Here is a 26,065-nt window from a genome sequence, read left to right on the forward strand (position 1 = left end):
AGTGCTCCAAAACTAATATTGTATGTCATTGTTTTTTATGAATTCCTTTTTTAAAAAAGGCGGTGTAAAAATAATGATGCCAAATTCAAAACCCGAGGCGGAACTACCATCAAAACAAGAACCATAGGAAATGGCAGGGATAATATAATCATTCGGTTCCCATCGTAATCCCACCTTATATTCAGTCTTTGAACTAATTTCTCCTTCTATTCCATAAACTTCAGCAACTATACCTGTCCGAGGAATGATCTTATAAATAGCCACTCTTGTTGACCAGGTGAATCCCCAAGCTTTCTTTTTATTACTCCCATAATCAAAATCAACCAATGCACCCGGCATAATATCCCACGAAATAGCATTATTAAATAAAGGGAATGTAATTGGAATAGCTGTCCAATAGTTCTTATGAAAGGCTGAATAACCACTTTGATTATAATAACCCGGAGCTCGACCCACACCCAAGAACATTGCCGCACCACCTGTATTAGCATCATTAACCCAAAACATGTATTTACCAAAAATATTGGTACTGAAATGTTGTGGTGAATTTGCTTTTTTATCTTCCCAAAAAAGTGCTGATGAGAAATTTAACTCAAACTTAGGGAGTAAGCTAAAAGTAGCATACATGGCAGAGTTGCGTTCTCCAGTTGATAAAACAAAGGTACCGGTCCCATGGGGCATGGTCAGATAATTATCAGAGTTAAATTGTTGAGACAAAACTTCATTTCCGGTTATTGGTAATAATACAATAGTGATAAATAATATGATTACCAGCTGTTTGGAATGGTTAGATAACATAGGTTGCACTATAATAATTATTCTTAGTCTACTGATATATTTTAGAACGCATACTTTATCATGGCTTGAATTCGTGAAGCATTTCCTTTTGCATTATCAATGTTATTTCTGTTACCCCATGCATATTCAATACCTGTCATGGCACTTGCATCAATTGTCCACATAATATTGGCATGCCCCATTAAGCCTTTCTTCAAAGTATCATCCGGACGAAAATCTAGGCGGCCTCTGTTAAACTGGGCAAGCGCAAAGTTAGCAGAAAAAGACTTTGATAACTGATAGCCACCACCTACTGCTAGGGTAATTGCCTCATCCAAATGTAAATCTCCTGATGGAGTGAGTACAGCTCCTTGTTCTGAACCCGTAAATATTAATATCTGACTAGCCATTCCACGATTATAGGAGGCGTGCCAGGTGGCATAGAATCTTTGAGTTATTGTTTGACGGCCATTAAAGACCGCACCCCAGGATAAGGCGGTGGCGGTGGGCCCCTGCTTTCTGCCATACCAACGTAATTGTTCCACCTGGGCGCCAAACATTAGCATGCCATTATCTCTGTTATTACTCAGTCGGGCCGAGAACACCGGCAAAACCGGCATAATCTCCCCTGCTTGTTCATTTGGGTTGTATATGCCATCAATCTCAGGCATCTCCAGTGACACACCATACTGCCAATGCTCTTTAAAATTTTGTTCCCAACGTATTTGAACAGATCTTCCTCCAAATAAGGCATCTCCAGCAGAAAAATCCATAATAAATGGGAAAACTCGCAAATCAGAGAGGTTGGTCCATGTCTGGCCAATAACAAGGTTACCATATTTAACAAAGGCATGTCGCAAGCGAGGTTGTCCCGACTTTAATGATTCATCAAAAAAATCGAATTCAATAAAGAATTTAAGAGAGCGACCTAAGCCAGTGGTGCGTCTGATGTCTAAATTAAAACGTGTTTCACGAACGTGCATATTAAAAAACGGACCTGCATCAGCTTCTGGGGTTCCTTCTACCGGTATTTGTCCAATCAATAGCTGATTGCGTGAGCCTGCACCATTAAAATCATAGATGGCATCAATCCTGAAGTACCCACCTATTTTCATATATAAATCGGTGCCAGGTAAATTCCAGGCACCTGGAAAATTCTTGGTCATCAAACTATCCTCTTCGCTTCCTCTAAGTTGCGAATAGGGATTTTGTGCCAACACATTGAGTGAGGCACTTATTGTAGTTAGCACAACTATTAATGAGGAAAATAAAATACGATTGTACTTCATAATATGAGCTTTATTATAATTTTCACCTAACTGTTACCAAGGCAGAGGAACTACGGGTGCAACAGTAAATCTAATCTGATGTTGAGGTCCAAATGCATCTGGGCGAGCAACGTAGTACCAGTACTGTAAACCTAAACGAATAGGCATTTTACCGGCTTTAAGCACTTTTTGTGCACCAGTAGCAATTGGAAAAGTAAATTTATTTCCATCTGTGCCATTATGATTGTAGGAATAAGTCGGTGTGGCATTTATCTGCCATCCATTCTTCAGGTTTATAGTGTAAAAATATTGCCCTGCTGTAACACTGGCATTAGCCGAACCACTGGCCGCAATCCAAAAATCATCAGGTGTTACTGTAGTGGATGTAGCGTCAGGATCACTCGGGTCACCCACTCCCCAGGCATGACTTATGATAATCCCAAGTGCACCAAAACTTGTTAATTTAGCTACCATAAACTCAGGACCTAGAGTCACTTGACTTGATCTCAATGCTTTATTGGTTGCTGTAGGAAACCCTCCAAATACACCAGCCAAGGTTATCCACTTCGATGGCCATGTTTTACCAATAGCAATATCCGCACTTATATTGCCCAATCCACCTTTCGATTCAAAATCACTGGATCCGATAACCGGCTGGGATAAATAGATTGGTATGAGTGGTCTTACGTATAGATTAAGGCCTTCAGACACTGGTATGGGCAAAGAAGGCTGAAAGTTCAGAAGAAAGGCATTTTGATTATTGGCATCGGGTATATCTCCACTATAATGGATATAGTCAATTGGAAACAGCATTTGGCCCAATGTAGCATTGGGGTTCGCTAATTTCTTTGCTAAATCAGAAGCACTTTCTTCCTCCTGGGCAAAACCTATTATGCTAAGAGAAAATATAATTGAAAATAAAAGTGTCTTTTTCATTTTGATTTATATAATTAGGTAAAAAAATGGGCGTAAAGTACATCACACCCATTCATTAATAATATGTCAAAATTATTTGGTGGTATTTTTATACACCTTGCCGTCTTTTATAATTACTACAAAGTTTTTTTCTGGATCTCCAACCAACTCGAGGTTCTTTAGCGGATTACCATCAACAAGGATTAAGTCGGCATAAGCACCTTCCTTTACAACTCCAAGCGAACCTTCCTGGTAGGGATGACGAGGGCCACTCATTTCCAGAAGTCGCGCATTTTCTGATGTGGCAATTTTTAATACTTCGTAAGGAGTAAACCATTCTCCCAAACGAACTAAATACAGACTCTGCTGATAAGCCTTCGAAGCATCTAATAACTGATCGGTACCAAAGGCAATATTAACACCAAACTTTTTTGCTCTTGGGTATAAATCTGCCACTGCATCAGTAACTTGCTTATACTTGGCTGCACTAATTGGATTTGCCCAAACCATATCCTCTTCTTTCATGGCCTGAGGGCTCAGCCAGGCACCTTTTTCCTTCATTAACCTAAGGGTTTCATCTGACGCAAAAAAGCCATGTTCAATACACATAACACCTGCTTCAACAGAAGCGCGTACTCCTCTGTCAGTCATCACGTGAGATGCCACATAAGTATTATAGTTAGTTGCTTCTTCAACTGCTGCTTTTACCTCAGCAATAGAATATTCACTTACATCCAGTGGGTCATAAACAGAAGACACACCACCACCTGTGCAAATCTTAATCTGCGTAGCTCCATATCTAAGAATATCTCTGGTTCTTAGTTGTACTTCTGCCACGCCGTCTGAGGTCATCCCCATCATGTTGCGCTCCCAATAACTCATGATATTTTTATCTCGAGGAGAATCGAGCTTACTGTAAAAATCAGCATGCCCGGCAGTTGGACTCATAAAAGGGCCTGATGGTAGGATTCGATGACCTGGAAATTCACCTGAATCAATTAGTTTTTTTATAGCAAAAGGATTTCCTCCCATGTCTCGTACGGTTGTAAACCCTCGCAAAAGGGTTTCTTCTGCACCTTTCATACTAATGATAGCCACTTCCGCCATATCACCCCGGTTTGCCAAAAGAATTGTTGCTGGTGTATAAGCATAAGTAGTATGCCAGTGTGCATCTATTAGGCCCGGTATAAGCGTACGGCCTTCACCATCAATTTTGGTTACCTTTACCTTTTTCTTTGTGTTTTTTTCAGGCTCGTACACCATTACGGTTTTTTCGCCACGGTCTGAAAAATCATTGGCATAGGCACCAGGCATAGCTTTTAACCCACCTGTTTTTACGTCAATTTCGTAGGCATCGGCAATTTTAATATTCTTATCAATCTTTTTAATCAGATTCTTGACTACTAGAACGTCATAGCCTTCCAGCAGTTTTTCGTTGACACCATCAAATATATTGACATTGGTAATTAACGTGACCGATTCATCTTGAGCATGAGCACTGAAACTCATTACTACAAGCATAAGCACTGATAATCTCAGAGTTACAACTTTTACTTTCATAGAAATTAATGTTTGATCAAAGTTTGACATAAATTTAAAATACAGAACATTTTTGCTTAAACTCTTAAAAGAGAGTCGTAATAAGGCTTCTGTTAGTTGTTAAATTCAAACTTACAATATATTTATCCATTTATCTATAAAAGTTGGGTGGACAAAAAGTAGACACAATTGTGTATTTAAGGTTGATAATCCTACTTATGTATTATCAACTTTAAAAAGTCCGACCTCGATTGCCTTGTAAATAGCATCTGAGCGATTATTTACACCTAGTTTTTTATACATCCTGTATAAAGATTTTTTAACAGAATCGGTGGTGATGCCAATTTCCTGTGCAATTTCTTTATTTTGAAAATTATTGTGAAGCATTTTCAATAAATTTACTTCATTCATGGTGATTTTAACTTTCCCAGACTGAGGGTTAATAAAAGAGGCTTTAGCTAAGCTTTTCTCAGCAAATCGCTTGTTAATATTTTCTTGCAAAAAGGCATTATGAACAACTTCAAAATAAGGGTGCGTAAACCCGTGGTAAATGTAATTTTCAATCAGGGTTTGCATTTGAGTACCAACATCCAGAAAATTGCGAACTACTCCCTTTTCATAAGAAAAATTAAGGGCTTCAATAAAGGCAGCCATGCATTTATGATGATCACCAATAAGGAAAAATAAGAGTGCCTGTAATGGTTTGGCTGCAAGCAAAAGGTTAATACGGTTTGTTCTGATTCCGAAGTCAATCAATTGGTCTAATTCTTTTTTAGCTTTTTGCAGTTTGCTATTTGTTCGTAAATACAGCCATAACTTTATTTGTGTCAGTTGAGGAAAGAATGCGAAACAATAAGGGGGGAAGGGGTTAAAGTCGGCTTCTGCACTTAATTTTCTAGCCATTTTAATATCATTATTAATAAGGCATACATCTGTTTCAAATGCCTTAACAATTGATAATATGGGCGTTTGTGGATAGTTACTTGCAAATTCGTTTAATTGGTTCATTACTGTTTTTAGTTCTGAACGTTTTCCAAGTGCATTAAGAACAAATCCTTTCGTAATTAGAAAATTAAGCCCCCAGATTGGGCGGCCCATGTAAATGTATTTATTAAGATCAATGCCAGATATATTTGCTTCAGATAAATCATTCTTTAGGTATGAAGCTGTTTGGTAAAAGTAATGAGCATATATTTTTGATACGTAAAGATTACTGTTTTTCGACAAAGCGATGCACTTTTTTGCGAAACCTCTAGTTCCATCAATGTCTCCATTAAAAGCATTTAACATGGCTTTTAAGGCGAATAAACGCATCCGCTTATCATTATCTGAAAAAGGAATTGCATTAAGCACGTTCTTATATTCAGATTCAGCTATGCTCTGTTGGTTTTTAGTCTGGAGTGCCAGCAGTTTAAGGAAAAAAGCAACATCTCTCACATAACTTGCTTCAGAAGGTAATTTGTTTAACGCATCTTGACTCAGAGCTATACATTCATCAATTTGTTCGGTCAGATACATTAGTGAAGCATGAGCTACTTTCACCTCAGCCCACCATCTGGCTTTATCACCTGTTAAGGTTTTTTTATACGGAGTACATTGGCTAAATAATTCACTATCCTTCTGCATAGCTACATAATCGGCATTACTATCGTGGAAAAAGATTCTGGTTGCCAGTATTTCAGGTTCATTTTGCTGCCATTGTTCAGGGACAAGGGTCAACCATTTTTGCAATCTTGTAAACTGGTCTTTATTCAACAATGAATGCTTATATTTTTTAAATAGACCAACTACATACTTAACATCATTGGCTTCAATGCCATGCTGGATGGCTTTATCAATATTTTGATTTTGCTCATAAAACAATCCAGCTTTTTTATGCATGCCTTGTATCTCAACCTTGGTTTTTGTTTTCTTTAATAATTCGGACAGAAAATCGAAATAGTAATGATGATATCTATACCAATTACCATATTCATCTAAGGAAATAATAAACTGTGAGGAAGTAACTAATTGTAGGAAGTGTGTTTTTAAATCATTGGGTTTATAATTCGTTTTTTCATTGATTAAGATTGCTTTAAGAAATTCTAAACTAAAGGAAGTGGAAATAGCAGAAACCAACATCAGTTTTTGCACAGGTTTTGATAATACAGCAATTGTTTCCTGTAGCAGGTATTCTTTAAAGTGAGATTTATTTAACTCAAATTTATATTCAAGCGTGTCAGAATTATTCTGATTTGAACAATACAACAAAGCCATCTTCACACCTATAACCCATCCTTCGGTGTAGTTTAATATTGTTTGAGCAACATCTGGCTTAATGCTTCTGTAATGAGTTGATTGTGATAATACTTCTAATTCTTCGTTATTTATTATTAGGTCCGTTACACCAATTTCTTTTAATTCACCAAATGAAAGTTGCTTGCTAATATTAATGTCAGGTTTTTTTCGTGATATTAAAACCAAATGTACTTTAGGACTTGGACTGTGTATCAAGGTCTCGACAAACCTATTTATTTGAGGGTCGGAAATTAAATGGTAATCATCAAATACTAAAATGAATTCCTCATTTACATTACAGAATTCATTAGTTATATAGTCTGCTATTACTTTTTCGGGAGGTAGGTCCGAATTGATATTAGCAGATACATATCTATTGAAAATGCCGGGTAATTTTTTGGATAAACCATACAATAAGTGCCGGAAAAAACTATCTGCTGCATTGAGGTCATCATCAATAGAGAGCCAACAATAGTATTTTGAGGAAGACTCTAACCACTGGCTTACCAAAATGCTTTTTCCGTATCCGGTAGGTGCTATTACAAGTGTTGCTGTTTTATTAACATTGTTCTCAATGATTGAAGATAATCGGTTTCTGGTAATTATATCGTTGTTAATCTTTGGCCTGTGAAATTTTGTATTTTGAATCATAATTTTGTTAGGTTCTGTGGCAATTGTGTATAATGGTAGTGTGGTCTTATGTTTTAAGTCAAAATTTTTGACAAATTTATGCTTAAAATTAAGAGATACTTTTTATTCTCCAAACAGCTAAATCAGGTAAATAATGATGAGCTGTTGTAAACTTTAAGAGTTTTCATTTGCTACTAGGATTCAGCTTTCTTATGCTCCTTATCCTTTCTTGAAGTTTGATTTTTAATTTGCATTCGTTAATGTAGGCGTTGTTCTGTATTGTCTAAATAATTGTCAGATGGTGTTAGCTATCTAACGCTTCATGTCAATACTAATTATGGTAGTAATTGTTAAATGCTAAGCTGTTACGTAAATCATCCAGGCAGAAATAGTTGTTTTGTTTAATTGTATTCTTCATCATCCTGTGATACCACTCAATCTTGCCTTGAGTCATGGTATGATATGGTACTCCCCTGACATGCCTCATGCCAAAATATTCTATTAATTTTGCAACTCATGCAAAATATAGGATGAACTATTGTCCGATAATATACTAGACCTTTCAATCTTCGTGCAATCCGGTTGTTGTCAGAGCCTTATTTATGAAAATTACATTACTAGCCAGACTTTTTTAGGCATGCGTTTTTCAAAATTTAACTCTGACACCAATTGCCTTAGGCCGATGTTCAAAATCTTCAGAAAGTTTACTTCATTAATATTGGCTTCATTCTTGGTACTGCCAGTTAATAGGTATTTGCTGACTTCTAGAAAATCTTTCCTCCGTTTACAGTATAAATTGGCGTTAATTTCTTCTATAAGGCGCAGTTCAGCGATTCTTATTTCGTCTCGTGCTATTTCCTCAATATTGTGCTGGTTTTGAGCATTTATAGCGCTTTTGTCGCGAAAAGTTGATCCAAATGATGTTCGCATTTCTTGATAATATCAAGAATATCTTCAATAGAGATGGTTCCCTTTATGGTAATTTACACATTTCCAATACACTTATCTATGAGATTATTCGTTGAATTATTCAGTCAATAATTTGGTGAAGCTGTGAAATTGTCCTTATTCTTTCGAATTTGATAATTGACTTTTGCCAGTCATTTTTCTGGGTATTATTGTACATCTGAGCGTTTGGCTTCGAACTCTGATGTGCGTAATAGGCAATTTTACTTCATATAGTGCTGTTTTTTACAAAGCGGAGAAGATGCCAGCTTTGTTGTTAATTCTAAATATGTTATTTATCTCTTTCTAAAATAAAGCGAGTAAGCTGGTCATTATTTAAAATTATGTCACCTCTATCTTTCATATAGACCATTGTCCACTCACCTATAGTCATAATATCCATTTGGCCATAGAATTGTCCATATCTACCAGAGCTAAATTTTCTAATCATATCAGCTAGCTCTGAAATTGTTATACCATTGCATCGCATTAGAATATTCAAAGCGCATGTACTAAGTTGTATTTCATTTAACTTTGCATCTTCCTTAATGTTTAGTAAATCGCAAAAGTTAATCAGATATGCAATTACAAAATTTTTTGCCACTCCTTTCCCGTAAATCTTGTCAATTTCGCATAATCTAATGGCAGAAGAATAAATTAACTCTTCTTGTGGTAAGTGGCCTTTATGCTCAATTATGCGAGTATAGTTGGCCGCCATAAAGAAGCTTGTGACAGTTGGGAATCTCTGCTTATAATAGTCTATCATCCATTGCCGCGACGCTGGCAAGGAGGTTTTGTTTTGCTTGTTCTGTGCGGGTAAGCTTTGGTTCTTCAGTTCTATTAGCTGATTTTTGACTTCTGTTTTTATTTGTTTCATGGCTTGTCGCTTTTGTTTGATTGAAAGAAGGTGAACGAATTATCCAGTTTTTTGCAGCCGATTTCCAATTCTGCATTTTACTACTTCCCATCATCCAACCATTCCCTGTATAATGGTTCGTGAATTTTTCAGCTTCTACCTTTGAACTTACATTTTCTAAAAAGAAAGAAATAATGGTTTCAAGTGAGGGAGGGGTAAACTCTCCATTTTCATTATTAACCTTATTCTCCTTATTAACCTTATTGTTAGTGTCGGTTTGATGTTGGTTTGATGTTGGTCTGTTGCCCGTTTGATGTTGGTTGTTTTGATAATGGTCGTAGTTAACAATTGTTAGAATGCTAGTTAGCTTGCTATTTTGTTGACTTATCATGCCATCGCTTTCTAACTCATTTAAGAATCGTTTAACCTTATCCCTTGACCATCCCCACCTTTCTGCAAGTGTTTTCTGAGACCAGCCAAGTTGTCCTCTTGCCAATGGTACTCTAATGCCTCTGACTCGTATATAGCCCGCAGAGTGATTTGTCAGTAATATCATATCAACCCAGGCCTGACCTCTGGTGAATTTTTCAGAAAGCCACAATGAAGAAGAAGTAAGGGTTCTATGCACGCTCACCCATCCGTTAGAATTATTTATAACTGACATGTATTAGCTAAAAAATGATTGGTATATTTTGGATAGTGGCGGCTCTACTGAACTCATAAATGGAGTAACTAATATTTGCGAGCTTGCTATCAGCTTGTTCAATGCCTGAGTTATGCTTCCATTCAAAGAACTGATTTAGGTTGTTAACATCCATATTACCTCCCTCTACATTGATTAAACAACTCAATAGCCTTATTCTTGTCTACAATTATTTTTCGCCCATTCTGCATTACGGCATCCTTAAGAATGGTGTCTTTATATCGTTGTGCAGTGGCGTGCGAGACATTGAATAATCTCCTAATACCAGACAAGCCATAGACATAACTTTTCTCTTCATTATTTATAAAACTCTCCTGTTTTAATTCCACTTCGGCTCTTTGTCCAATCAGTGCCTTTAATTCCCCAACTGTAAGCATTACAATTGGAGTTTCGTCATTATACATCTTTACTAATTTTTATTGAATTAATAATTAGTACACTAGCATACTTTAATTAATCAAATTTGATGCTACGAAACTATAATCGAACAAAGCATAAAAAAACCCACGCAAGATTGGGTTTACGTGGGGTCAGTTGGGGTTTTTCAGAAAAATCACCTCATATCAATCACATTATGAGATATATGACTATCATTTCTTTTGTGGGGTCACTTTATTGGTAAACAATACTCAAATGATAAAAGATCACTTGCTTTGTCTTTAAAATGCAAATTATACTGCGTTTTAAAGAATTCATCAAGAGGCGTATTGACATTGTTCTTTGGATTGTGATTATTAGTCATTTTTCCTTTTCCATTATCAAAAACTGTATTTGCTTTTGCCACATCTAACTTAAATATGTTCGCAACACGAAAGATATCAGTATGCGTTCCATTAAAAGCAATCTTCTTCGAGCTTCTTCCGCTCAAGTATTTATAGACTGCCAATTCCTTTAATTGCCTCCTGGATACATCCATTATTTTATTTTCCCTGCAATAATTATCAAAAGCTTCAATGAACTTGCATTCACTGTCATTTAACATTTGTGTTATTCTATTTTCGGTGTATCCAATAACACCACATACATCTTTAAATGTTACTTTTTCTGCCTTTAAACTTTCAAATGGATTAAGTTCAATATCAACTCCTAAAATAGACCTGTAGAAATATTGAACATTGTCAGATATTTCTTCCACAACACAAAAAAAATCATCGATATACTCTTTGATTATTATATATATATCATTATCAGGATTATCCGAAACTTTAGCATCTACCCGTCTTGAGCATCTTATAAGATGAACTAACACATAGATTAAGTCTGTCTCAATTCTTTTAATATAAATATCTTCAACCACCTCTCTGCCTCCCTTAGATTGGAGAGAAAAAAAGATTGTCTCTAAGGCTGAAAGTATCGCAGTTGGGTCACAATCATCGATATCATAAATAAATTCTTCATTTTCAATCCGTCTAGAAAGCTCCTCGAAATTGTCAGATTTAATCTCTTCTTTCATCATATCGATTATTAAAAGAAGAATTTCAATGCTCTTATTTATTTCATTTATTGCATTATACATTATGAATTAATTTAAAAGTTAATATACTTATCTACCATATTGTCAACATCCTTGCTAACAATATCAATATATGGCTGCATCGCCTTATAATCGGAGTGACCTGTGATTTTCATAACAGCATGGGCTGGCATCCCATTCAATAGAGCATTACAAATAAATGTTCGTCGACCGGTATGAGTACCTACCAAACTGTACTTTGGATAGGTGTTCTCAATCCTTCTATTCCCAACAAAATCAATAGCAGTTACTGGCTCATTGATTTGCGCTAATTCACAAAGCTCCTTTAGGTAATCATTCATACGCTGATTGGAAATAACGGGCAGGGCCTTCTCATCCTTAAAATGAAATTCCTTGTATTTATCAATCAACTCTATCGCTTTTGAGTTAAGTTTAATACTTAACTTATCAGTTGTCTTCTGGGTTACTATCTCAATCTTACCCTTCTTGATATCATGCTTTTGTAGTTTATACACATCAGAATAGCGCAATGATGTATAACAGCAAAACAAGAACACATCTCTCACTCGTTCAAGGTATTGTTTAGATTCCGGAATCTTATAATTGCGCACTAAATCCAGTTCGGCAGAACTTAAATAGATAACCTGCTTATCAGCTGTTTTTAACTTCGGTTTAAAGCCTTGATAGGCATTATTGTTGGTGTGATTTTTTTCTACTGCCCACTTGAGAAACCACTTCAAAAAGCCAAGTTGCTTTTTTATCGTAGTATTCTTCATTTTTCCTTCCTTACGCAGATATTCAACAAGGTCGGTCAATTTCTCTTCATCCAGCTTATCCAGATGTAGCTTTTTGTCGAAATTCACTAAGTGCTTCTTAAGAGATTTGAATTTCGTATAGGTGGGCTGCATCCAATCATTTTGTTTGCCTCTCTCTTTGACAAATAGGTCATATAATTCAAAAAAGCTCAATTCTTGCTCGACTTCCTGATGCTTAACATTTTTCTTCCGAGAAAATTCTTCAGCAAAGTCTACCTTGAGCTTCTCAAGGTCTATCTCTAATCTTTCAATCTGATGTTTAAGAGAGAAGTTATCGAGAAAGCTTTTCTGTAATGCAAGCTTTGAGTTGATAATATTGTATGGTTCCTTTTGTTTATTATGGTATCCCTGCAACACTACCTGACCTTTTTCATCCCATGCTTTCGCATCAATACGATAACCCGTTGACAAGGTAATGCGTTGCCCATTGTGATTAACTGCAATTCGGATTGGCACGTTCTCTATAATTATCTCGCCATCCTTTTTACGCTTTTCTAATGACAGTTTATATCTCATTTTGTGTGTAAAAATGTTACACGCAATTTTACACGCATTATTTGAGATATCAAAGTATATTTTGATAAATTTAATTAAATGCCAAATTTTATTAATACCCACTATTAACGGGATATATGAGGTAGTCTTAATACTATCAAAATTCTAGGTTCGAGAGCCTCTCTCTCCGCTGAAAGCGGAAGCAATTTTAAAAACCCTGTAAGTGAGTACTTACAGGGTTTTTTTTAATGTGTATTAATTAATCATCAAACACTATCTAATCTGGTTATTAGGAGAATACTGTTATCCGTTCTGTCAACAGCTTTTATCTTGCTTAAAACAGTACCTTAAAATTTGCCACCACCTAATAAAGTAGTACTTTCAACACTGTAACTGAATAGAACTAAACGATGAAAAGTACCGACTTATCTAAATATAATAATGACTGGTTTGATGAAGGAGCCGGTTATTTTAAAAGGACCATCTGGTTTTTTGTTAATGCCCTGTTTTTCATCAATCCATGTAATCCATTATCTGGTCTAAAAGTGCGATTGCTTCGTCTGTTTGGTGCCAAAGTAGGGAGAGGGGTAGTGATTAAACCAGGTGTGAATATTAAATATCCCTGGAAGTTAGAGATTGGCGATAATACCTGGATTGGCGAGCGCGTGTGGATTGATAACCTGGATAAGGTTATTATCGGGAAAAACTGTTGTTTATCGCAAGAAGCCTTCATTCTGATCGGCAACCATAATTATAAGTATTCCACCTTCGATTTAATGGTGGCACCTGTTTTCCTTGAAGATGGAGTGTGGCTTGGGGCCAGAAGTATTGTAACTGGTGGTATTACCTGTGGGAGCCATTCAGTTTTGAGCGTTAACAGTGTGGCCTCCTCCTCACTGGAACCATATGTGATATATAGAGGTAATCCGGCTGATAAAGTCAAGGTGCGAACTATTAGTTAGGTGTTTGCATCCAGTTTGGTAACTGAGCAGGTGATGATTTTCGACCATAAAAAAAGTCATCCATCTTAACCGCCCAATAGCGGAAGTTTGGAAAATGTCGAATGCTCCACCTCACCATATTGTGCAGGGTGTTGTTGGGGTGCGAATATGGACAGGTGCTCATGCAACGCCCGCAATCGGTGCCGGCACTACACCAATAGTTAAAGCACTTTTCGGAGTTTATTTGCCATCTTTCAACACCATCAATGTTGGTTTTATTCTTTTCTGGTATAGCAGTAGCGGGGCAGTTTTCGGCACACTTGAGGCATTTGGTACAGAAGTCTTCATAACTATTATCATATTTCCGGTTTTCAACTGGTAAAGGCATATCAGTTGTAATAACACCTATTCGTACCCTTGGGCCATGTTCAGGAGTCATTAATAATCCCATCCGCCCGATTTCTCCCAGATTAGCATCACGTGCTACCAGAGGAGCTACCACTTGGTAGTTTCCGTCAATATGGGCTCGTGCATCAAATCCGCAATTGCGTATAAACATGGCTATTTGTGTGGCAATAATACCTGCTTGCAGATATTGATTAGCCGACTCCATGATAATTGAACTTCTGGGAGCGGCAGCAACCATATCATGATCCATCTCAACTGTGAAAGCAATAGCGTTAGCATGTTTACGTTCTATCGTTTTCCCATAGCGTTCGCCTCGTCCGCCAACAGAATACCAATGATAATCCTTTAACTGTGTATAGCCAATGGATACAGCGCCTGATTTTTTCGCCCACTGCTTAATAAACTGACCATAGTTATCTGGGGTAATGGAGTGAGATATGTCTTTGGCTTGGCCTTCAACATACTGGTGTAAGCCATCCACAATATGAAAGAGGGCATCTGTTGCCCCAAACGAGAGCGGATTATAAAATGTAGACTGTGGACTTAATAAACCAGGTAGCTTTCTGAACTTTTCATCATTATCCAGATGGTCGGGATGCATCTGGTAGTATTGTTGGTATTGTTGAGTGTTGGGCTTTAGTTCATTTCGCGAGAACATGATGGTTCTTTCATCAATTTGTCCTGAGGCAAGAGCTTCATTGTATGTCTTAAAAAACATGCGGGGGATAAACAGGTATAGCCCGGCAAGTATAACCATTGAATCAAATGCAATAATCAATCCCTTGTATGTATTGTCAAGGAGGTAAGGAAGGGTTGCAACAACTGTGCAAATAAGCATTAATACAGCTGCCTTAACTACTGCAGGGGTGCGCTTTTCTATTAGTGAGGTAATAAGCATTAATAGCATTAGTCCGGCAAGTGAAGCACCTGTCACGGTCATGAAGATATTGAAATATGGCATGGTCAATGTTTCTATGGGCATGCAAAATACACCTATTGGATCACTAAAAAGCTGATTTGCATCAATAGTAGGCTGCTTCTAATGGTTAATAAATTGATTGAAAAGCGGTTCAAATTCCTCGCGGGATGAATAAGGAACGCCGCCTCCAGCCACAGTAGTGGATAAAGCACCGCTTTTGCACCCCATATCTATGGCTTCATCAGTGTTTTTACCATCAATAGTACCGGCCAGAAACCCTGCCGTAAAGGCATCGCCTGCACCAATACAGTCCACCGGTTTTGTATTTTGGTATGACGAGTAGGAGCGTCTTGTTTTCAAACTGATAAGCTGAACCCCATCACTGCCGCAAGTATTAATAATCTTGGTCTGATAATCTTGAAGCAGCTCTTCGACCTCCAGTTTGTTACCTTTTAGCAGTAATTGAAGTTCCTTCTCATTGGGTAAGAATACATCAACATAAGGAAGCAGCTGCCTGAGGTTGGTATTCCACTTCTCTTCTACATCCCACTGTGGGTCTAATGATGTATGTACCTGATGCTCTTTTATGGCTTTAAAAAACTGGGGCAATACATTTCGGAAGTGTGGTAATACATATGGATTTGACATATGAAAATAAGGTGTTGAGGCAAGCAGATCAACTGGAATATCTTGTGGTGTTAATTGAGCCATTGCACCTGCATGCGTCAGGTTTGCCCGGTCTTCATCCTTACTCATTACTACCGTACAGCCTGTTTTATAAGCTTTTTTTTCAATCATATAGTTGGTGCAAACCCCGTATGAACCAAGCAACTCTTTAAACTGCTGCCCAAAACTATCGGCACCAATGGCACCAATATATGCCACATTAACACCCAATGCAGCCAGGTGAGCTGCTGTAATGCCTGCCGAGCTTCCTAAAACAATATCAAAATCATGAGCTATTACTTCTTCTCCAAAGTGCGGTATCTTATTGAAATTATTGAAAATGATATCTATGTTGCAGTCGCCGGTAACGATGATATCGTATTTTTTCATGGTGGTATTTTGCTTTATACAGTTCTGATGAAATCAATGTTTACAGATTCAATTTTCTCGAGTTTATTTATTAAGGCTTCTGTTTCGGACTGACGGCAACTTAACTCAATAGCACAACGCAAGTTAAAATCCTGCTGATGAACATTAGGATTCTCATCTTTAATAACCTTCATCACATCATTCATCACGCCGTAATCGAAATTTATCAAGTAATGGTCATTAACTGTTTTTTCAATAATAGTGGCATTATTAATGACATCAATACTGGCCTCTTTATAGGCGCGTATAAGTCCGCTGGTGCCTAGCTTAGTGCCACCAAAATAGCGGATGATTACAATTAGAATATTGGTTAGTTCATGTGAGCGTATTTGTCCCAGAATGGGCTTACCGGCTGTCCCAGAGGGCTCTCCATCGTCATTGGCTCTGAATTGTTTGCCATCAACACCTAATTGCCAGGCATAGCAATGGTGACGTGCATCGTAAAATTGTTTTTTGAGTACGGCAATGTGCTCTTTTATTTCATCTTCATTTGTTATGGGGTAAGCATATGCTATAAACTTGCTACCTTTCTCTTTATAAATACCTTCTGATAATTGGGCGATTGTGTTATACTTATCTGGTAATGTCATTGTTTCGCAACCGTTCTGTAAAATGAGTGAGTGAAAATAGTAAAAAAATATCAGGCGGGTCCAATGTTAATTAATCGTTAAGTTTAGTTACTTTTGATATGGAAAGTAAAACTATCATACATGAATGTATACTTTTGTTGCCCGAAAATAATGCTTTATCATTGTTGAATGATGTTCATTAGATTCACACACAGGAACATAGGACTAGACAAAATGAAAAATACATTTGCATTATTGTGTCTGCTGTTGATAGGAGGAGTGACAGAAGCGCAAGAAAATGAAGCTAGCTCAATTAGCTTATCCAATTGGTACGACAAAATAAAAGTTAACGGATATATGCAGCTCCGTTACAATGATTTGTACAAAACAAATCCTGATATGGAAAATCCTCAGGGTGACCGTACTTATGGTGGGTATGACGGATTCTCAATTCGGCGGATGCGACTAAAAGTCAGTGGCCAGGTGCATCCTCGATTATACTTCTATTTTCAGGCCGACTTTGCTTCAGATGGTAAAAATCTTGGACAGTTGCGCGATGCTTATTTCGACTATTTTCTTGATCCGGCAGGCGAATGGAGAATGAGAGGTGGACAAAGTAAAATTCCTTTTGGTTTTGAAAACCTGCAATCGTCGCAGGACAGGCTGGCACTCGATCGTAATGATCCGCTTAATAGTGCTGTTAGGGATGAGCGTGATATGGGAATCGGTATTCATTATGCTCCTCAGGAAATTCGCGAGCGTTTTAAAACGCTTAAAAGTAAAGGAATTAAGGGATCAGGTGATTATGGGATGGCTTACGTCATGTTTTATAATGGTCAGCGGGGTAACAGCCTCGTTCCTGATGAGAAGAAAATTCCACATATAGCTGCACGTTTTGCCTATCCAATCGAACTGAACTCTGGTCAGTTTATGGAATTCGGTCTGCAGGGATATACAGGCAAATACAAGATGACATCGGTTACTGATGGCGTTGTTGTAAGAAATAATGACGGTAGTTTAAGCTCAGAATCGGCTATGGACAAAACCTTTGCCGACCAGCGTATAGCAGGTACGATTGTTTATTACCCTCAGCCATTTGGTTTTCAGGCCGAATATAATTTTGGTGTGGGACCGGAGTTTGCATATGATGCAGCCAATGAAACTGGCTCAATAGGTAAAGAAAAGTTACACGGTGGCTATGCCCAGGTTATGTATCGCATTCAGCATAATAAGCAAGAGATTTTTCCCTTTGTGAAGGGGATGTATTACGATGGAGGTAAAAAGTTTGAGCTGGATGCCCGAAGCTATACCGTTAAAGAATTGGAAATTGGCGTCGAGTGGCAACCAATTAAAGCCTTTGAGGCAGTGGCTATGTACACTATCTCCGATCGCCGCTACGAAGACATGGCCAATCCGGTTAATCGTCAGACTGGTCAGCTAATCAGGATTCAGTTACAGGTTAATTTCTAAACAAAACAAAGCTATGAAACAGTTATTCTTCCTATTACTTGTAAGCATAAGTCTGTGGGCCTGCGGAAGTAAACCGCAACAGGATGTCTATAGTACCGTGAGTGATGAAGTTAAACAGACGATCTTACAGCAGATGGAAGATTCGCGTCAGGCGTGGAATGATGGTGACTTTGAACGATATATGCAGGTGTATTGGCAATCAGATTCACTTTGTTTTATGGGACTAAACAGCATTACCTATGGCTGGCAAAATACCTTGGAAAGGTATCAGAAGGGTTACCCGACAGCCGGGCATCGAGGAACTTTAACCTATCGGTTTAAACGGTTTAAACAATTGGCCGATGATTGTGTTATAGTTATCGGAAGTTTCCACCTTAAACGTCAGATGGGGGACGCTGAAGGCAACTTTTCGCTGGTATGGAAATATATTGATGGTCAGTGGAAAATTATACTTGATCATACCTGAATAATGTAAGAATTGTAAGTAATATAGTCGGAACAAGGGCTCTTCATAATTAATTTGAAGGGCCTTTTTCTTATCTTCGCACTAAAAGTGAAAACAGAATGAGTAATTTCAAGGAAGATTTAATGAAAGTGAAGGCCTTTGTCTTCGATGTAGATGGTGTGTTATCGTCCCAGATGATACCTATGCATCCTTCGGGTGAACCTATGCGCACAGCCAATATTAAAGATGGTTTTGCCTTGCAACTGGCTGTTAAGCTGGGATATCCGGTGGCTATTATATCCGGTGGCAATACGCTAGCGGTGCAAAAAAGGTACGAGGGGCTGGGAGTGAAGCATATTTACCTTGGAATTTCAAAGAAGTTGCCCTGTTTTGAAGAGTGGCTGGAAGAAACAGGTGTGCATGCCGGTGAGGTGATGTATATGGGGGATGATTTACCTGATTATCCGGTGATGAAACGCGTGGGAGTGCCTGTATGCCCATCAGATGCCGTCGAAGAAATTAAGTCATTATGCAAATATATATCAGATAAAAAAGGAGGGGAAGGTGCCGTGCGCGATGTGATGGAGCAGGTATTAAGGGCACACGGTAAGTGGGCTTTGGATTATATTTGGTAACCTAAGCAACCGGACAATGTATATACTAAAACTGATACGCCTTAAAAATCTTTTGATGATTGGCGGAATGCAATATGCATTACGCTATGGATTAATTCTGCCTATTCTCGAACAGTTTGATTTGCATCCGGTTTTATCCCATTTTCGATTTGCTTTGGTGGTGCTGGCTACTTTGCTGCTGGCAGCATCTGGCTATATCATTAACGATTATTTCGACATCCGTATTGACAGGATTAATAAGCCTGATAAGGTGCTGGTGGGTAAGTATATCACCCGCCGGATGGCCCTTTTTCTACATGTGCTGCTGACCATTAGTGGTATACTAATAGGCTTGTTTATAGCTTACGTATCCCGCAAAGAAATTTATGCCCTCATGTTTATCAGTACTCCGGTCATACTATGGTATTACAGTACAACATTTAAACGGCATATTGTTATTGGTAACCTGGTAATTTCCTTCTTAACAGGTATTGTTGTGTTGCTGGTGGTGTCGGTTGAGTTTGCTATGTTGAGTAAAGTGCATGGACAGGCTATAATACGTACCGAGGCTTGCTCAACAGCCTGGTTCTGGACCAGTGGCTTCGCCATTTTTGCATTTATTAGCAATTTTATTCGTGAGATAATTAAAGATACAGAAGATATAAAAGGCGATAAAGCGGTTGGTTGTAAAACCTTGCCTATTGCCTTGGGTTTACCGCTGACCAAAGCTTTTGTACTAATCATTGTGGCTTTCTCGTTATTAGCCATGTGGGGTGTTTATTTTTATGTAGATGATTTTCAGGATATCCCGTATGTATTGCCTTATTTTATAATCGGATTTACATTGCCACACTTCTTATTGGCAGTTAAATGGATAAAGGCCGGTACGCCTGCAGATTATCATCAGGTCAGCAACATCAGTAAGTTAATTATTCTGTTGGGAGTACTGTTTATTCTCATGGCTGGTCAGATGTTTTAAAACACATAGGCTATCTGCGCAATCCAATTTCATTGGTGCGTAATTGTTTTATATTTGCCTTTTGCATATTGATAACCTTAAAATATAGTTGCTCAGTAATGACTAACTACAAATTGATTTTGGCTTCACAATCGCCTCGCCGACAAGAGTTGCTTACTCATCTGAATATCCCTTTTGATGTAATGGTTAAAGAGGATGTTGAGGAAACGTATCCGGATGATATGCCGGCACATGAAGTACCTCTGTACCTGGCCCGGAAGAAGGCGCAGCCTTACGAGACCGATTGCAAAGCAGACGATATATTGGTGATAACAGCCGATACAATCGTGTGTTGTGATGAGCACATACTGGGTAAACCTGCCGGGAAGAAAGAAGCGGAGGAGATGTTGCAGATGCTGTCGGGGCGTGCGCACGAAGTGATAACTGGCGTTGCACTTACCAGCGGCAGCAAGCAATCAGCGTTTACTGTTTCAACCAAGGTGTTTTTTAAAACACTGACGCAACAGGAAATTGACTTTTACATCGAACAATACCAGCCTTTTGACAAAGCAGGGGCATATGGTATTCAGGAGTGGATTGGCATGATAGGTATTGAGCGTATCGAAGGTTCTTACTTTAATGTGGTGGGACTACCTGTGCAGAAATTATATAGCGAATTACAGAAATTTTAAAAATCCTTATAAAATCAACAGAATGATTAAAAGAATAGTATTGACATTGGTGGCGGCATTGTTTTTACAAACTTTTGCCAGAGCCGATGAGGGAATGTGGATTCCGATGTTACTGAAGAAATACAACATCGAACAGATGCAGGAGATGGGCTTTAAGCTGACAGCGGAAGATGTGTACAGTGTTAATCAGGCTTGCCTGAAAGATGCAGTGGTGATTTTTGGCCGTGGCTGCACTGGTGAGCTGATTTCTGATAAAGGACTAATTGTGACCAACCATCATTGTGGCTATGGTCAGATTCAGTACCATAGCTCTGTTGAGCACGATTACCTGACGAATGGTTTCTGGGCGATGTCACCCGAGGAAGAGTTGGTGAACCCCAATCTGACAGTGACTTTCCTGAAACGAATGGAAGATGTAACGGCGCGCGTGCTTGATGGCGTGAAGGATGACATGAAAATAGAGGAGCGTAATAAAATCATTGCCCAAAATATCAAGGCGATCAAAGAAGAGGCGATTAAAGATACGCACTACACAGCTGTGTTGAAGCCTTTCTTTCAGGGTAATCAGTATTTTTTGTTTGTTAATGAGGTGTTCAAAGATGTACGTTTGGTAGGCGCTCCTCCATCGGCTATAGGTAAGTTTGGTGGTGACACTGATAACTGGATGTGGCCCCGTCATACCGGTGATTTTTCCATGTTCCGTATTTACGCCGACAAGGATAATAAACCGGCAGACTATTCAAAGGATAATGTGCCTTACAAGCCAGCCAAGCATTTCCCGGTATCGCTTAAAGGCGTTAATGAAGGGGATTTTACCATGGTATTCGGCTATCCGGGTAGCACCTATCAGTATGTGCCATCATACCACTTGCAGATGCTGACCGAAACAGTGAATCCAAAATTAATTGACGTGCGTACCGAGAAGCTGGCTATTATGAATCGCTTTCAGGAAGCTGATCCGGCAGTTCGTATTAAATACGCAGCTAAAAATGCCCGTATCTCCAATAGCTGGAAACGATGGATTGGTGAAAACAGGGGGCTGGAAATTCTGGATGCCATCAACAAAAAACAAGCTTATGAAGAAGGATTTACAGCATGGGCTAAGGCTGAGGCACCGGAATATGCTGAGTTGTTGAGCAACTATGAGAAAGTTTATAAAGCGTACACAAACTATAATCTTACCTACGGTTACTATCGTGAAATGATACCGTCGAATGGTATTGAGATTGCTAATCTGGCTGGTAAGATGGAGGCTCTGGTGGCCCTTTATAAAGCCGAAGAACTAGATGCTGAAGCTGCACAGAAGCTTAAGGACGGGTTGGTGAAAAGCGTCAAATTATTCTTTAAAGATTACTATCAGCCGCTTGATAAGGAAGTTTCGGCTAAGCTGTTAAGTATGTATGCCGAAAATATTGATGCCGCCTTTCAGCCTGATGTGTATAATTTGATCAATGGCAAATTTAAGGGCGATGTTAATAAATATGTCGACTATCTGTTTGCTAAATCAGTGTTTGATGAGGAAGCCAAAGTAATCGACTTTATCAATGCTTTCTCAGTTAAGTCCTTTAAAGTATTAGAGAAGGACCCTGCTTATTTGCTCAATAAGAGCTTTGCTAATGTATATAGCAATAAAGTGTATCCGCAGCTGAAAAAGTACCGCAGTGAGCTGGCCGATCTGGATAAGGCCTACATGGCTGCTCAAATGAAGTACGAGTCGGATAGGGTATTCTATCCTGATGCCAACTTCACTTTGCGTGTGTCATATGGTCAGGTGAAGGGGTACACGGCACGCGATGCTGTTTACTATAAGCACTATACAACTCTTGAAGGGATTATGGAAAAGGATAATCCGGATATTTATGATTATCGCGTACCGGCCAGGTTGAAAGAGCTTTATAAGAATAAAGACTATGGTCGTTATGAAGTGGACGGAACAGTGCCGGTTTGTTTTGTTGCTACTAACCACACAACAGGAGGTAACTCTGGTAGCCCGGTATTGAACGCCGAAGGCCATCTGATTGGTATTAACTTCGACCGTGCCTGGGAAGGGGTGATGAGTGATTTGATGTTCAACCCAGAGCAGTGTCGTAACATATCGCTCGACATGCGTTACGTGCTGTTTATTGTTGATAAAATGGCTGGTGCTGGTTACCTGCTCGATGAGATGACTATTATTGAGTAATTATTACTCATGCAAGCATATTTCAAAGGCCATCCCATCGGGGTGGCCTTTGCTTTTGGGATGATATGGTCTGCTCTGTCAAATACTAATCGTTTCAGCTGACTTTCGTAAGCGGGTATTCTCTTCCAGCGTCTGGTTATTTAAACGATACATTTGGCTTACTTCAATGCTTATAAAGCCATACTCTTCCACTACTTTGCCACGTATAAGGTAACAGCCTGGCCCTCTGAAGGGGTAGCGTTTAAATGAATGGGCAAAATGTACCGTGTCCAGCCAGTATCCATCAATATCCAAAAAAGTGCCAAATGACATATGCTCACCATTGCTGGTGCGTGTGGGTTTGCGAGTTATCAGGTAGCCCACTATAACTACTGTTTGATTAATGAAATGGGGCAGGTTGGCCGATTTTAGCTGGCTGGGCAACTGCTTTTCTAGGAGCTTAAAGGGCGAAGTCAACGGAAAACCCAGTAATTCCAGTTCGTCAAAGGCATTTTCGAGCTCGTGCTCCCATAAAAGGGGCAACTCAAATTCTCTCACTACTGTTTGAAAAAGGGTAGGCTCGGGTTTGGTCGCTTTTGTGTGGCCTAGCAGGTAGTGAGCATCCCATAGGAGTTCTTTTTTTGTTTTGCCGGTAAATCGGAAGGCATCAATGCGGATAAGTATCAAAAGCTGTTCCAGCGATATGGGTACGCGTGTTACAAAATCGGCCAGGCTTGAGAACTCACCAAACAAACCACGCTCGTTGAGCAATAGTTCTACTGATTTTCGTTCGAGGCCATGGAGCATGAAGAACCCCAGGAACAATCGTTTCCCACTAATGATACAAGGCCAGTCGCTCCGGTTAACACAGGGCGTTTCAATAATAGCACCATGCATGCGGGCTTCGTGCAGGTAAAGCTCAGGGCGATAAAAACCACCACCGTTATTTAAAGTAGCAACCATATATTCGCGCGGGTAATAAGCCTTAAGGAACAGAGCCTGATAACTCTCAACGGCATAGCTGGCCGAATGCCCTTTGGCAAAGGCGTAGTTGGCAAAGCTCTCAATTTGTCGCCATATATCGGCAATGGTTTGCCTGGCATAGCCTTTCTGTTGGCAGTTGCTGAAAAACTTATCGCGCACCTTCCAGAATTCGTTGCGCTGCCTGAATTTCCACGACATACCACGGCGCAACACATCAGCTTCGTCCAGCGACAGACCGGCAAAGTAGTGTGCTACCTTAATCACATCTTCCTGGTAAACCATCACACCGTAGGTTTCTTCCAGCAGGTTGTATAGTTCAGGCAGTTCCTCCCGTGCTTTTTCACGTCGTCCCTCATCCTGAAAGCGCAGAATGTATTCACGCATCATTCCGCTTTTGGCTACACCCGGGCGAATGATAGAGCTGGCAGCTACCAGGCGCAGGTAGTCATCGGCCTTCAATTTGGTAAGCAGCATGCGCATGGCCGGCGATTCGACATAGAAACAGCCAATGGCTTTACCCACCTTCAGTAGTTCTTTAATATGCTCATCATTTTTAAGCCTGGGGATATCATCAATATCAATGTCCTTACCGGCATTCTCGTGGATGATTTCCAGCGTGTCTTTAATCTTGCTTAAGCCCCTTTGACTCAGAATATCGAATTTGTGAAGACCAACATCCTCAGCAATGTACATGTCAAACTGGGTGGAGGGGAAGCCTTTGGGCAGCAGTTCGGTGGACGAGTAGCAGCTCATGGGCTCTTCGGAGATGATGATACCGCTGGAGTGGATGCTGCAGTGGCTGGGAAAACCATCGATGAACTGGCTGTACTTAATTACCCACTCGCCATACTTACTTTCGGTGGCTGACGATGGGTTTTTCTGTAAGGCTACTATCTCGTCGTCGGGCAGTCCGAACACCTTGGCTATCTCCCTGATAGCCGATTTGTATTTGAAGGTAACGTAGTTGCCCAACAGGGCCACGTGCTCATAGCCATAGGTCTCAAAAATATACCGGGTCACATCGTCGCGGTCGGTCCATGAAAAGTCAATGTCAAAATCGGGCGGCGACTGCCTGAAGGGGTTGATAAAGCGCTCGAAATATAAATCCAGCTCAATGGGGTCTACATTGGTGATTCGCAGCAGGTAGGCCACTAAGCTGTTGGCACCGCTTCCCCGGCCAATGTGATAAAAATTCTGACTGCGGGCATAGTCCACAATGTCGAGCGTCACCAAAAAATAGGCGCAGAATCCCAGGTTGCGTATCACCTCCAGCTCTTTGTACATACGCTTGACAACCTCCTCGTTTTTATCCGGAAAGCGATAAGTAAGCCCTTCTTCGCAACGCTTCTTCAGTAGCTCAAAATCTGCTTCTTTGCTGCTGGTGAAAATCTGCTTGTTTTTGTTGGTGCCAAAGCTAAAGTCGATGCTGCACGAGTCCAGCAACTTTTTTGTGTTTTCAATAATCTGCGGATAGGTAGTAAAAAGTTGTAGCAGTTTGTCTTTGGGCAGGATGGTGTCTGCCTCACTGGCCTGCTCGCTTTTAGGTAGTTTGCTCAGCAAGGTGTTGTTGTCGATGGCTCGCAGCAAACGGTGCGCATTGTAATCGTGTTTGTTGCGAAATGTGCAGGTGTGTTTAAGCACCAGTTTATCCAGACGATTTCTCCAGGGAGAGAAGGGAAGCTGTTTCAGCTCTTCCGGCGAAATGCCAATGAACTCATTGTCGCGCAGCTCGTCGTCGTCATGGGTAAAGGGATAGATGATATAGACATTATCAAAAGATGGCGCCAGCGGGTCAAAACTGACCTTCTCGTGTAGATGAGGCGTCAGGTATTCGTTAATTTCTCTAAAGCCTGCATTGTTTTTTGCCAGAGCTATGTATTGCTGCTGCGTGCCGTTTCGAAAGTCCACACCCACCACCGGGCGGATGTTGTGCTGAGCCGCCAGGCGCACAAAATCAATGCTCGCTGCTGTATTGTTGATATCAGTGAGGGCAAAGGTGGTGTACCCGTGATGTGTCAGCACCTTAATCAAATCCTCGGTGGAGATGGTACCGTATTTAAAACTGTAGTATGAATGGCAATTAGTTAGCATGTATTTAGTTTGTAGTTGTATTGT

General features: G+C 39.6%; 22 protein-coding genes. 7 read left to right on the forward strand and 15 right to left on the reverse strand.

The window, feature by feature from the left end:
- Positions 1–12: 12 nt before the first annotated feature.
- From KEM09_RS05115 to KEM09_RS05165, 11 genes are all read right to left on the reverse strand, one after another.
- Entirely contained in the window at positions 13–798 is a 786-nt protein-coding gene (locus KEM09_RS05115) for a hypothetical protein (protein ID WP_212226391.1), read from the reverse strand.
- Positions 799–839: 41 nt separating this feature from the next.
- Complete coding sequence (locus KEM09_RS05120; protein WP_212190769.1) at positions 840–2,066, reverse strand: DcaP family trimeric outer membrane transporter; 1,227 nt, start codon at positions 2,064–2,066, stop codon at positions 840–842.
- A 33-nt stretch (positions 2,067–2,099) separates the two neighbouring features.
- The gene (locus tag KEM09_RS05125; RefSeq protein WP_212190770.1) at positions 2,100–2,981 is read right to left on the reverse strand and encodes a hypothetical protein; all 882 of its coding nucleotides are present in this window, start codon (positions 2,979–2,981) and stop codon (positions 2,100–2,102) included.
- 72 nt (positions 2,982–3,053) lie between these two features.
- Positions 3,054–4,520 carry a metal-dependent hydrolase family protein gene (locus KEM09_RS05130; RefSeq protein ID WP_212226399.1) on the reverse strand — a complete coding sequence of 489 codons (1,467 nt, stop codon included), beginning with the start codon at positions 4,518–4,520 and terminating at the stop codon, positions 3,054–3,056.
- Positions 4,521–4,715: 195 nt separating this feature from the next.
- Positions 4,716–7,427, reverse strand: a complete 2,712-nt coding sequence (locus KEM09_RS05135; protein ID WP_212226402.1) for a LuxR C-terminal-related transcriptional regulator — start codon at positions 7,425–7,427, stop codon at positions 4,716–4,718.
- A 588-nt stretch (positions 7,428–8,015) separates the two neighbouring features.
- Entirely contained in the window at positions 8,016–8,336 is a 321-nt protein-coding gene (locus KEM09_RS05140) for a hypothetical protein (protein WP_212190775.1), read from the reverse strand.
- Between the two features lie 307 nt (positions 8,337–8,643).
- Positions 8,644–9,069, reverse strand: a complete 426-nt coding sequence (locus KEM09_RS05145) for a hypothetical protein (protein ID WP_212190777.1) — start codon at positions 9,067–9,069, stop codon at positions 8,644–8,646.
- Between the two features lie 31 nt (positions 9,070–9,100).
- Complete coding sequence (locus tag KEM09_RS05150) at positions 9,101–9,871, reverse strand: helix-turn-helix domain-containing protein (protein ID WP_212226405.1); 771 nt, start codon at positions 9,869–9,871, stop codon at positions 9,101–9,103.
- A 155-nt stretch (positions 9,872–10,026) separates the two neighbouring features.
- Positions 10,027–10,314 carry a DUF3853 family protein gene (locus KEM09_RS05155; RefSeq protein WP_212190781.1) on the reverse strand — a complete coding sequence of 96 codons (288 nt, stop codon included), beginning with the start codon at positions 10,312–10,314 and terminating at the stop codon, positions 10,027–10,029.
- A gap of 203 nt (positions 10,315–10,517) precedes the next feature.
- Positions 10,518–11,426, reverse strand: a complete 909-nt coding sequence (locus KEM09_RS05160) for a hypothetical protein (protein WP_212190783.1) — start codon at positions 11,424–11,426, stop codon at positions 10,518–10,520.
- An 11-nt stretch (positions 11,427–11,437) separates the two neighbouring features.
- A complete protein-coding gene (locus tag KEM09_RS05165; RefSeq protein WP_212190795.1) occupies positions 11,438–12,715 on the reverse strand; it encodes a site-specific integrase in 1,278 nt (425 codons plus the stop codon).
- A 389-nt stretch (positions 12,716–13,104) separates the two neighbouring features.
- Between KEM09_RS05165 and KEM09_RS05170 the strand changes: the two genes are divergently transcribed.
- The gene (locus KEM09_RS05170; protein ID WP_212226408.1) at positions 13,105–13,656 is read left to right on the forward strand and encodes a WcaF family extracellular polysaccharide biosynthesis acetyltransferase; all 552 of its coding nucleotides are present in this window, start codon (positions 13,105–13,107) and stop codon (positions 13,654–13,656) included.
- On the opposite strand, the gene KEM09_RS05175 is transcribed toward KEM09_RS05170, so the two are convergent.
- From KEM09_RS05175 to KEM09_RS05185, 3 genes are all read right to left on the reverse strand, one after another.
- Complete coding sequence (locus tag KEM09_RS05175; RefSeq protein ID WP_212226410.1) at positions 13,649–15,004, reverse strand: 4Fe-4S dicluster domain-containing protein; 1,356 nt, start codon at positions 15,002–15,004, stop codon at positions 13,649–13,651. The genes KEM09_RS05170 and KEM09_RS05175 overlap by 8 nt on opposite strands.
- A 78-nt stretch (positions 15,005–15,082) precedes the next feature.
- A complete protein-coding gene (locus KEM09_RS05180; RefSeq protein WP_212226412.1) occupies positions 15,083–16,018 on the reverse strand; it encodes a carbohydrate kinase family protein in 936 nt (311 codons plus the stop codon).
- Positions 16,019–16,032: 14 nt separating this feature from the next.
- Positions 16,033–16,647: an IMPACT family protein gene (locus KEM09_RS05185; protein ID WP_212226419.1), complete on the reverse strand. Its 615-nt coding sequence runs from the start codon at positions 16,645–16,647 to the stop codon at positions 16,033–16,035.
- A 213-nt stretch (positions 16,648–16,860) separates the two neighbouring features.
- Between KEM09_RS05185 and KEM09_RS05190 the strand changes: the two genes are divergently transcribed.
- The 6 genes from KEM09_RS05190 to KEM09_RS05215 all read left to right on the forward strand — a co-directional run bounded on the left by KEM09_RS05190 (position 16,861) and on the right by KEM09_RS05215 (position 22,987).
- Complete coding sequence (locus KEM09_RS05190) at positions 16,861–18,096, forward strand: porin (RefSeq protein WP_212226420.1); 1,236 nt, start codon at positions 16,861–16,863, stop codon at positions 18,094–18,096.
- Between the two features lie 13 nt (positions 18,097–18,109).
- Complete coding sequence (locus KEM09_RS05195; protein ID WP_212226421.1) at positions 18,110–18,562, forward strand: nuclear transport factor 2 family protein; 453 nt, start codon at positions 18,110–18,112, stop codon at positions 18,560–18,562.
- A 98-nt stretch (positions 18,563–18,660) separates the two neighbouring features.
- Complete coding sequence (locus KEM09_RS05200; RefSeq protein WP_212226422.1) at positions 18,661–19,176, forward strand: KdsC family phosphatase; 516 nt, start codon at positions 18,661–18,663, stop codon at positions 19,174–19,176.
- Positions 19,177–19,192: 16 nt separating this feature from the next.
- The gene (locus KEM09_RS05205; RefSeq protein ID WP_212226425.1) at positions 19,193–20,134 is read left to right on the forward strand and encodes a geranylgeranylglycerol-phosphate geranylgeranyltransferase; all 942 of its coding nucleotides are present in this window, start codon (positions 19,193–19,195) and stop codon (positions 20,132–20,134) included.
- A 98-nt stretch (positions 20,135–20,232) separates the two neighbouring features.
- Positions 20,233–20,805 (forward strand): Maf family nucleotide pyrophosphatase, encoded by a 573-nt coding sequence (locus KEM09_RS05210; RefSeq protein ID WP_212226428.1) that lies wholly within the window; start codon positions 20,233–20,235, stop codon positions 20,803–20,805.
- A 22-nt stretch (positions 20,806–20,827) separates the two neighbouring features.
- On the forward strand, positions 20,828–22,987 hold the full coding sequence (locus tag KEM09_RS05215; RefSeq protein WP_244824845.1) for a S46 family peptidase: 2,160 nt from the start codon (positions 20,828–20,830) through the stop codon (positions 22,985–22,987).
- A 78-nt stretch (positions 22,988–23,065) separates the two neighbouring features.
- Here the strand turns inward: KEM09_RS05215 and KEM09_RS05220 are convergent, their stop codons facing one another.
- On the reverse strand, positions 23,066–26,041 hold the full coding sequence (locus KEM09_RS05220; RefSeq protein ID WP_212226430.1) for a DNA polymerase III subunit alpha: 2,976 nt from the start codon (positions 26,039–26,041) through the stop codon (positions 23,066–23,068).
- Between the last annotated feature and the right edge of the window lie 24 nt (positions 26,042–26,065).

It is taken from the genome of Carboxylicivirga mesophila (assembly GCF_018271975.1).
Lineage (GTDB): Bacteria > Bacteroidota > Bacteroidia > Bacteroidales > Marinilabiliaceae > Carboxylicivirga > Carboxylicivirga mesophila.

Coding starts and splice junctions, on each gene's coding strand:
- KEM09_RS05215 (WP_244824845.1), top strand. CDS start 20,828: ATGATTAAAAGAATAGTATTGACATTGGTGGCGGCATTGTTTTTACAA.
- KEM09_RS05185 (WP_212226419.1), bottom strand. CDS start 16,647: ATGACATTACCAGATAAGTATAACACAATCGCCCAATTATCAGAAGGT.
- KEM09_RS05195 (WP_212226421.1), top strand. CDS start 18,110: ATGAAACAGTTATTCTTCCTATTACTTGTAAGCATAAGTCTGTGGGCC.
- KEM09_RS05160 (WP_212190783.1), bottom strand. CDS start 11,426: ATGTATAATGCAATAAATGAAATAAATAAGAGCATTGAAATTCTTCTT.
- KEM09_RS05220 (WP_212226430.1), bottom strand. CDS start 26,041: ATGCTAACTAATTGCCATTCATACTACAGTTTTAAATACGGTACCATC.
- KEM09_RS05165 (WP_212190795.1), bottom strand. CDS start 12,715: ATGAGATATAAACTGTCATTAGAAAAGCGTAAAAAGGATGGCGAGATA.
- KEM09_RS05145 (WP_212190777.1), bottom strand. CDS start 9,069: ATGGCGGCCAACTATACTCGCATAATTGAGCATAAAGGCCACTTACCA.
- KEM09_RS05135 (WP_212226402.1), bottom strand. CDS start 7,427: ATGATTCAAAATACAAAATTTCACAGGCCAAAGATTAACAACGATATA.
- KEM09_RS05125 (WP_212190770.1), bottom strand. CDS start 2,981: ATGAAAAAGACACTTTTATTTTCAATTATATTTTCTCTTAGCATAATA.
- KEM09_RS05120 (WP_212190769.1), bottom strand. CDS start 2,066: ATGAAGTACAATCGTATTTTATTTTCCTCATTAATAGTTGTGCTAACT.
- KEM09_RS05150 (WP_212226405.1), bottom strand. CDS start 9,871: ATGTCAGTTATAAATAATTCTAACGGATGGGTGAGCGTGCATAGAACC.
- KEM09_RS05155 (WP_212190781.1), bottom strand. CDS start 10,314: ATGTATAATGACGAAACTCCAATTGTAATGCTTACAGTTGGGGAATTA.
- KEM09_RS05190 (WP_212226420.1), top strand. CDS start 16,861: ATGAAAAATACATTTGCATTATTGTGTCTGCTGTTGATAGGAGGAGTG.
- KEM09_RS05170 (WP_212226408.1), top strand. CDS start 13,105: ATGAAAAGTACCGACTTATCTAAATATAATAATGACTGGTTTGATGAA.
- KEM09_RS05210 (WP_212226428.1), top strand. CDS start 20,233: ATGACTAACTACAAATTGATTTTGGCTTCACAATCGCCTCGCCGACAA.
- KEM09_RS05130 (WP_212226399.1), bottom strand. CDS start 4,520: ATGAAAGTAAAAGTTGTAACTCTGAGATTATCAGTGCTTATGCTTGTA.
- KEM09_RS05115 (WP_212226391.1), bottom strand. CDS start 798: ATGTTATCTAACCATTCCAAACAGCTGGTAATCATATTATTTATCACT.
- KEM09_RS05140 (WP_212190775.1), bottom strand. CDS start 8,336: ATGCGAACATCATTTGGATCAACTTTTCGCGACAAAAGCGCTATAAAT.
- KEM09_RS05205 (WP_212226425.1), top strand. CDS start 19,193: ATGTATATACTAAAACTGATACGCCTTAAAAATCTTTTGATGATTGGC.
- KEM09_RS05175 (WP_212226410.1), bottom strand. CDS start 15,004: ATGCCATATTTCAATATCTTCATGACCGTGACAGGTGCTTCACTTGCC.
- KEM09_RS05180 (WP_212226412.1), bottom strand. CDS start 16,018: ATGAAAAAATACGATATCATCGTTACCGGCGACTGCAACATAGATATC.
- KEM09_RS05200 (WP_212226422.1), top strand. CDS start 18,661: ATGAGTAATTTCAAGGAAGATTTAATGAAAGTGAAGGCCTTTGTCTTC.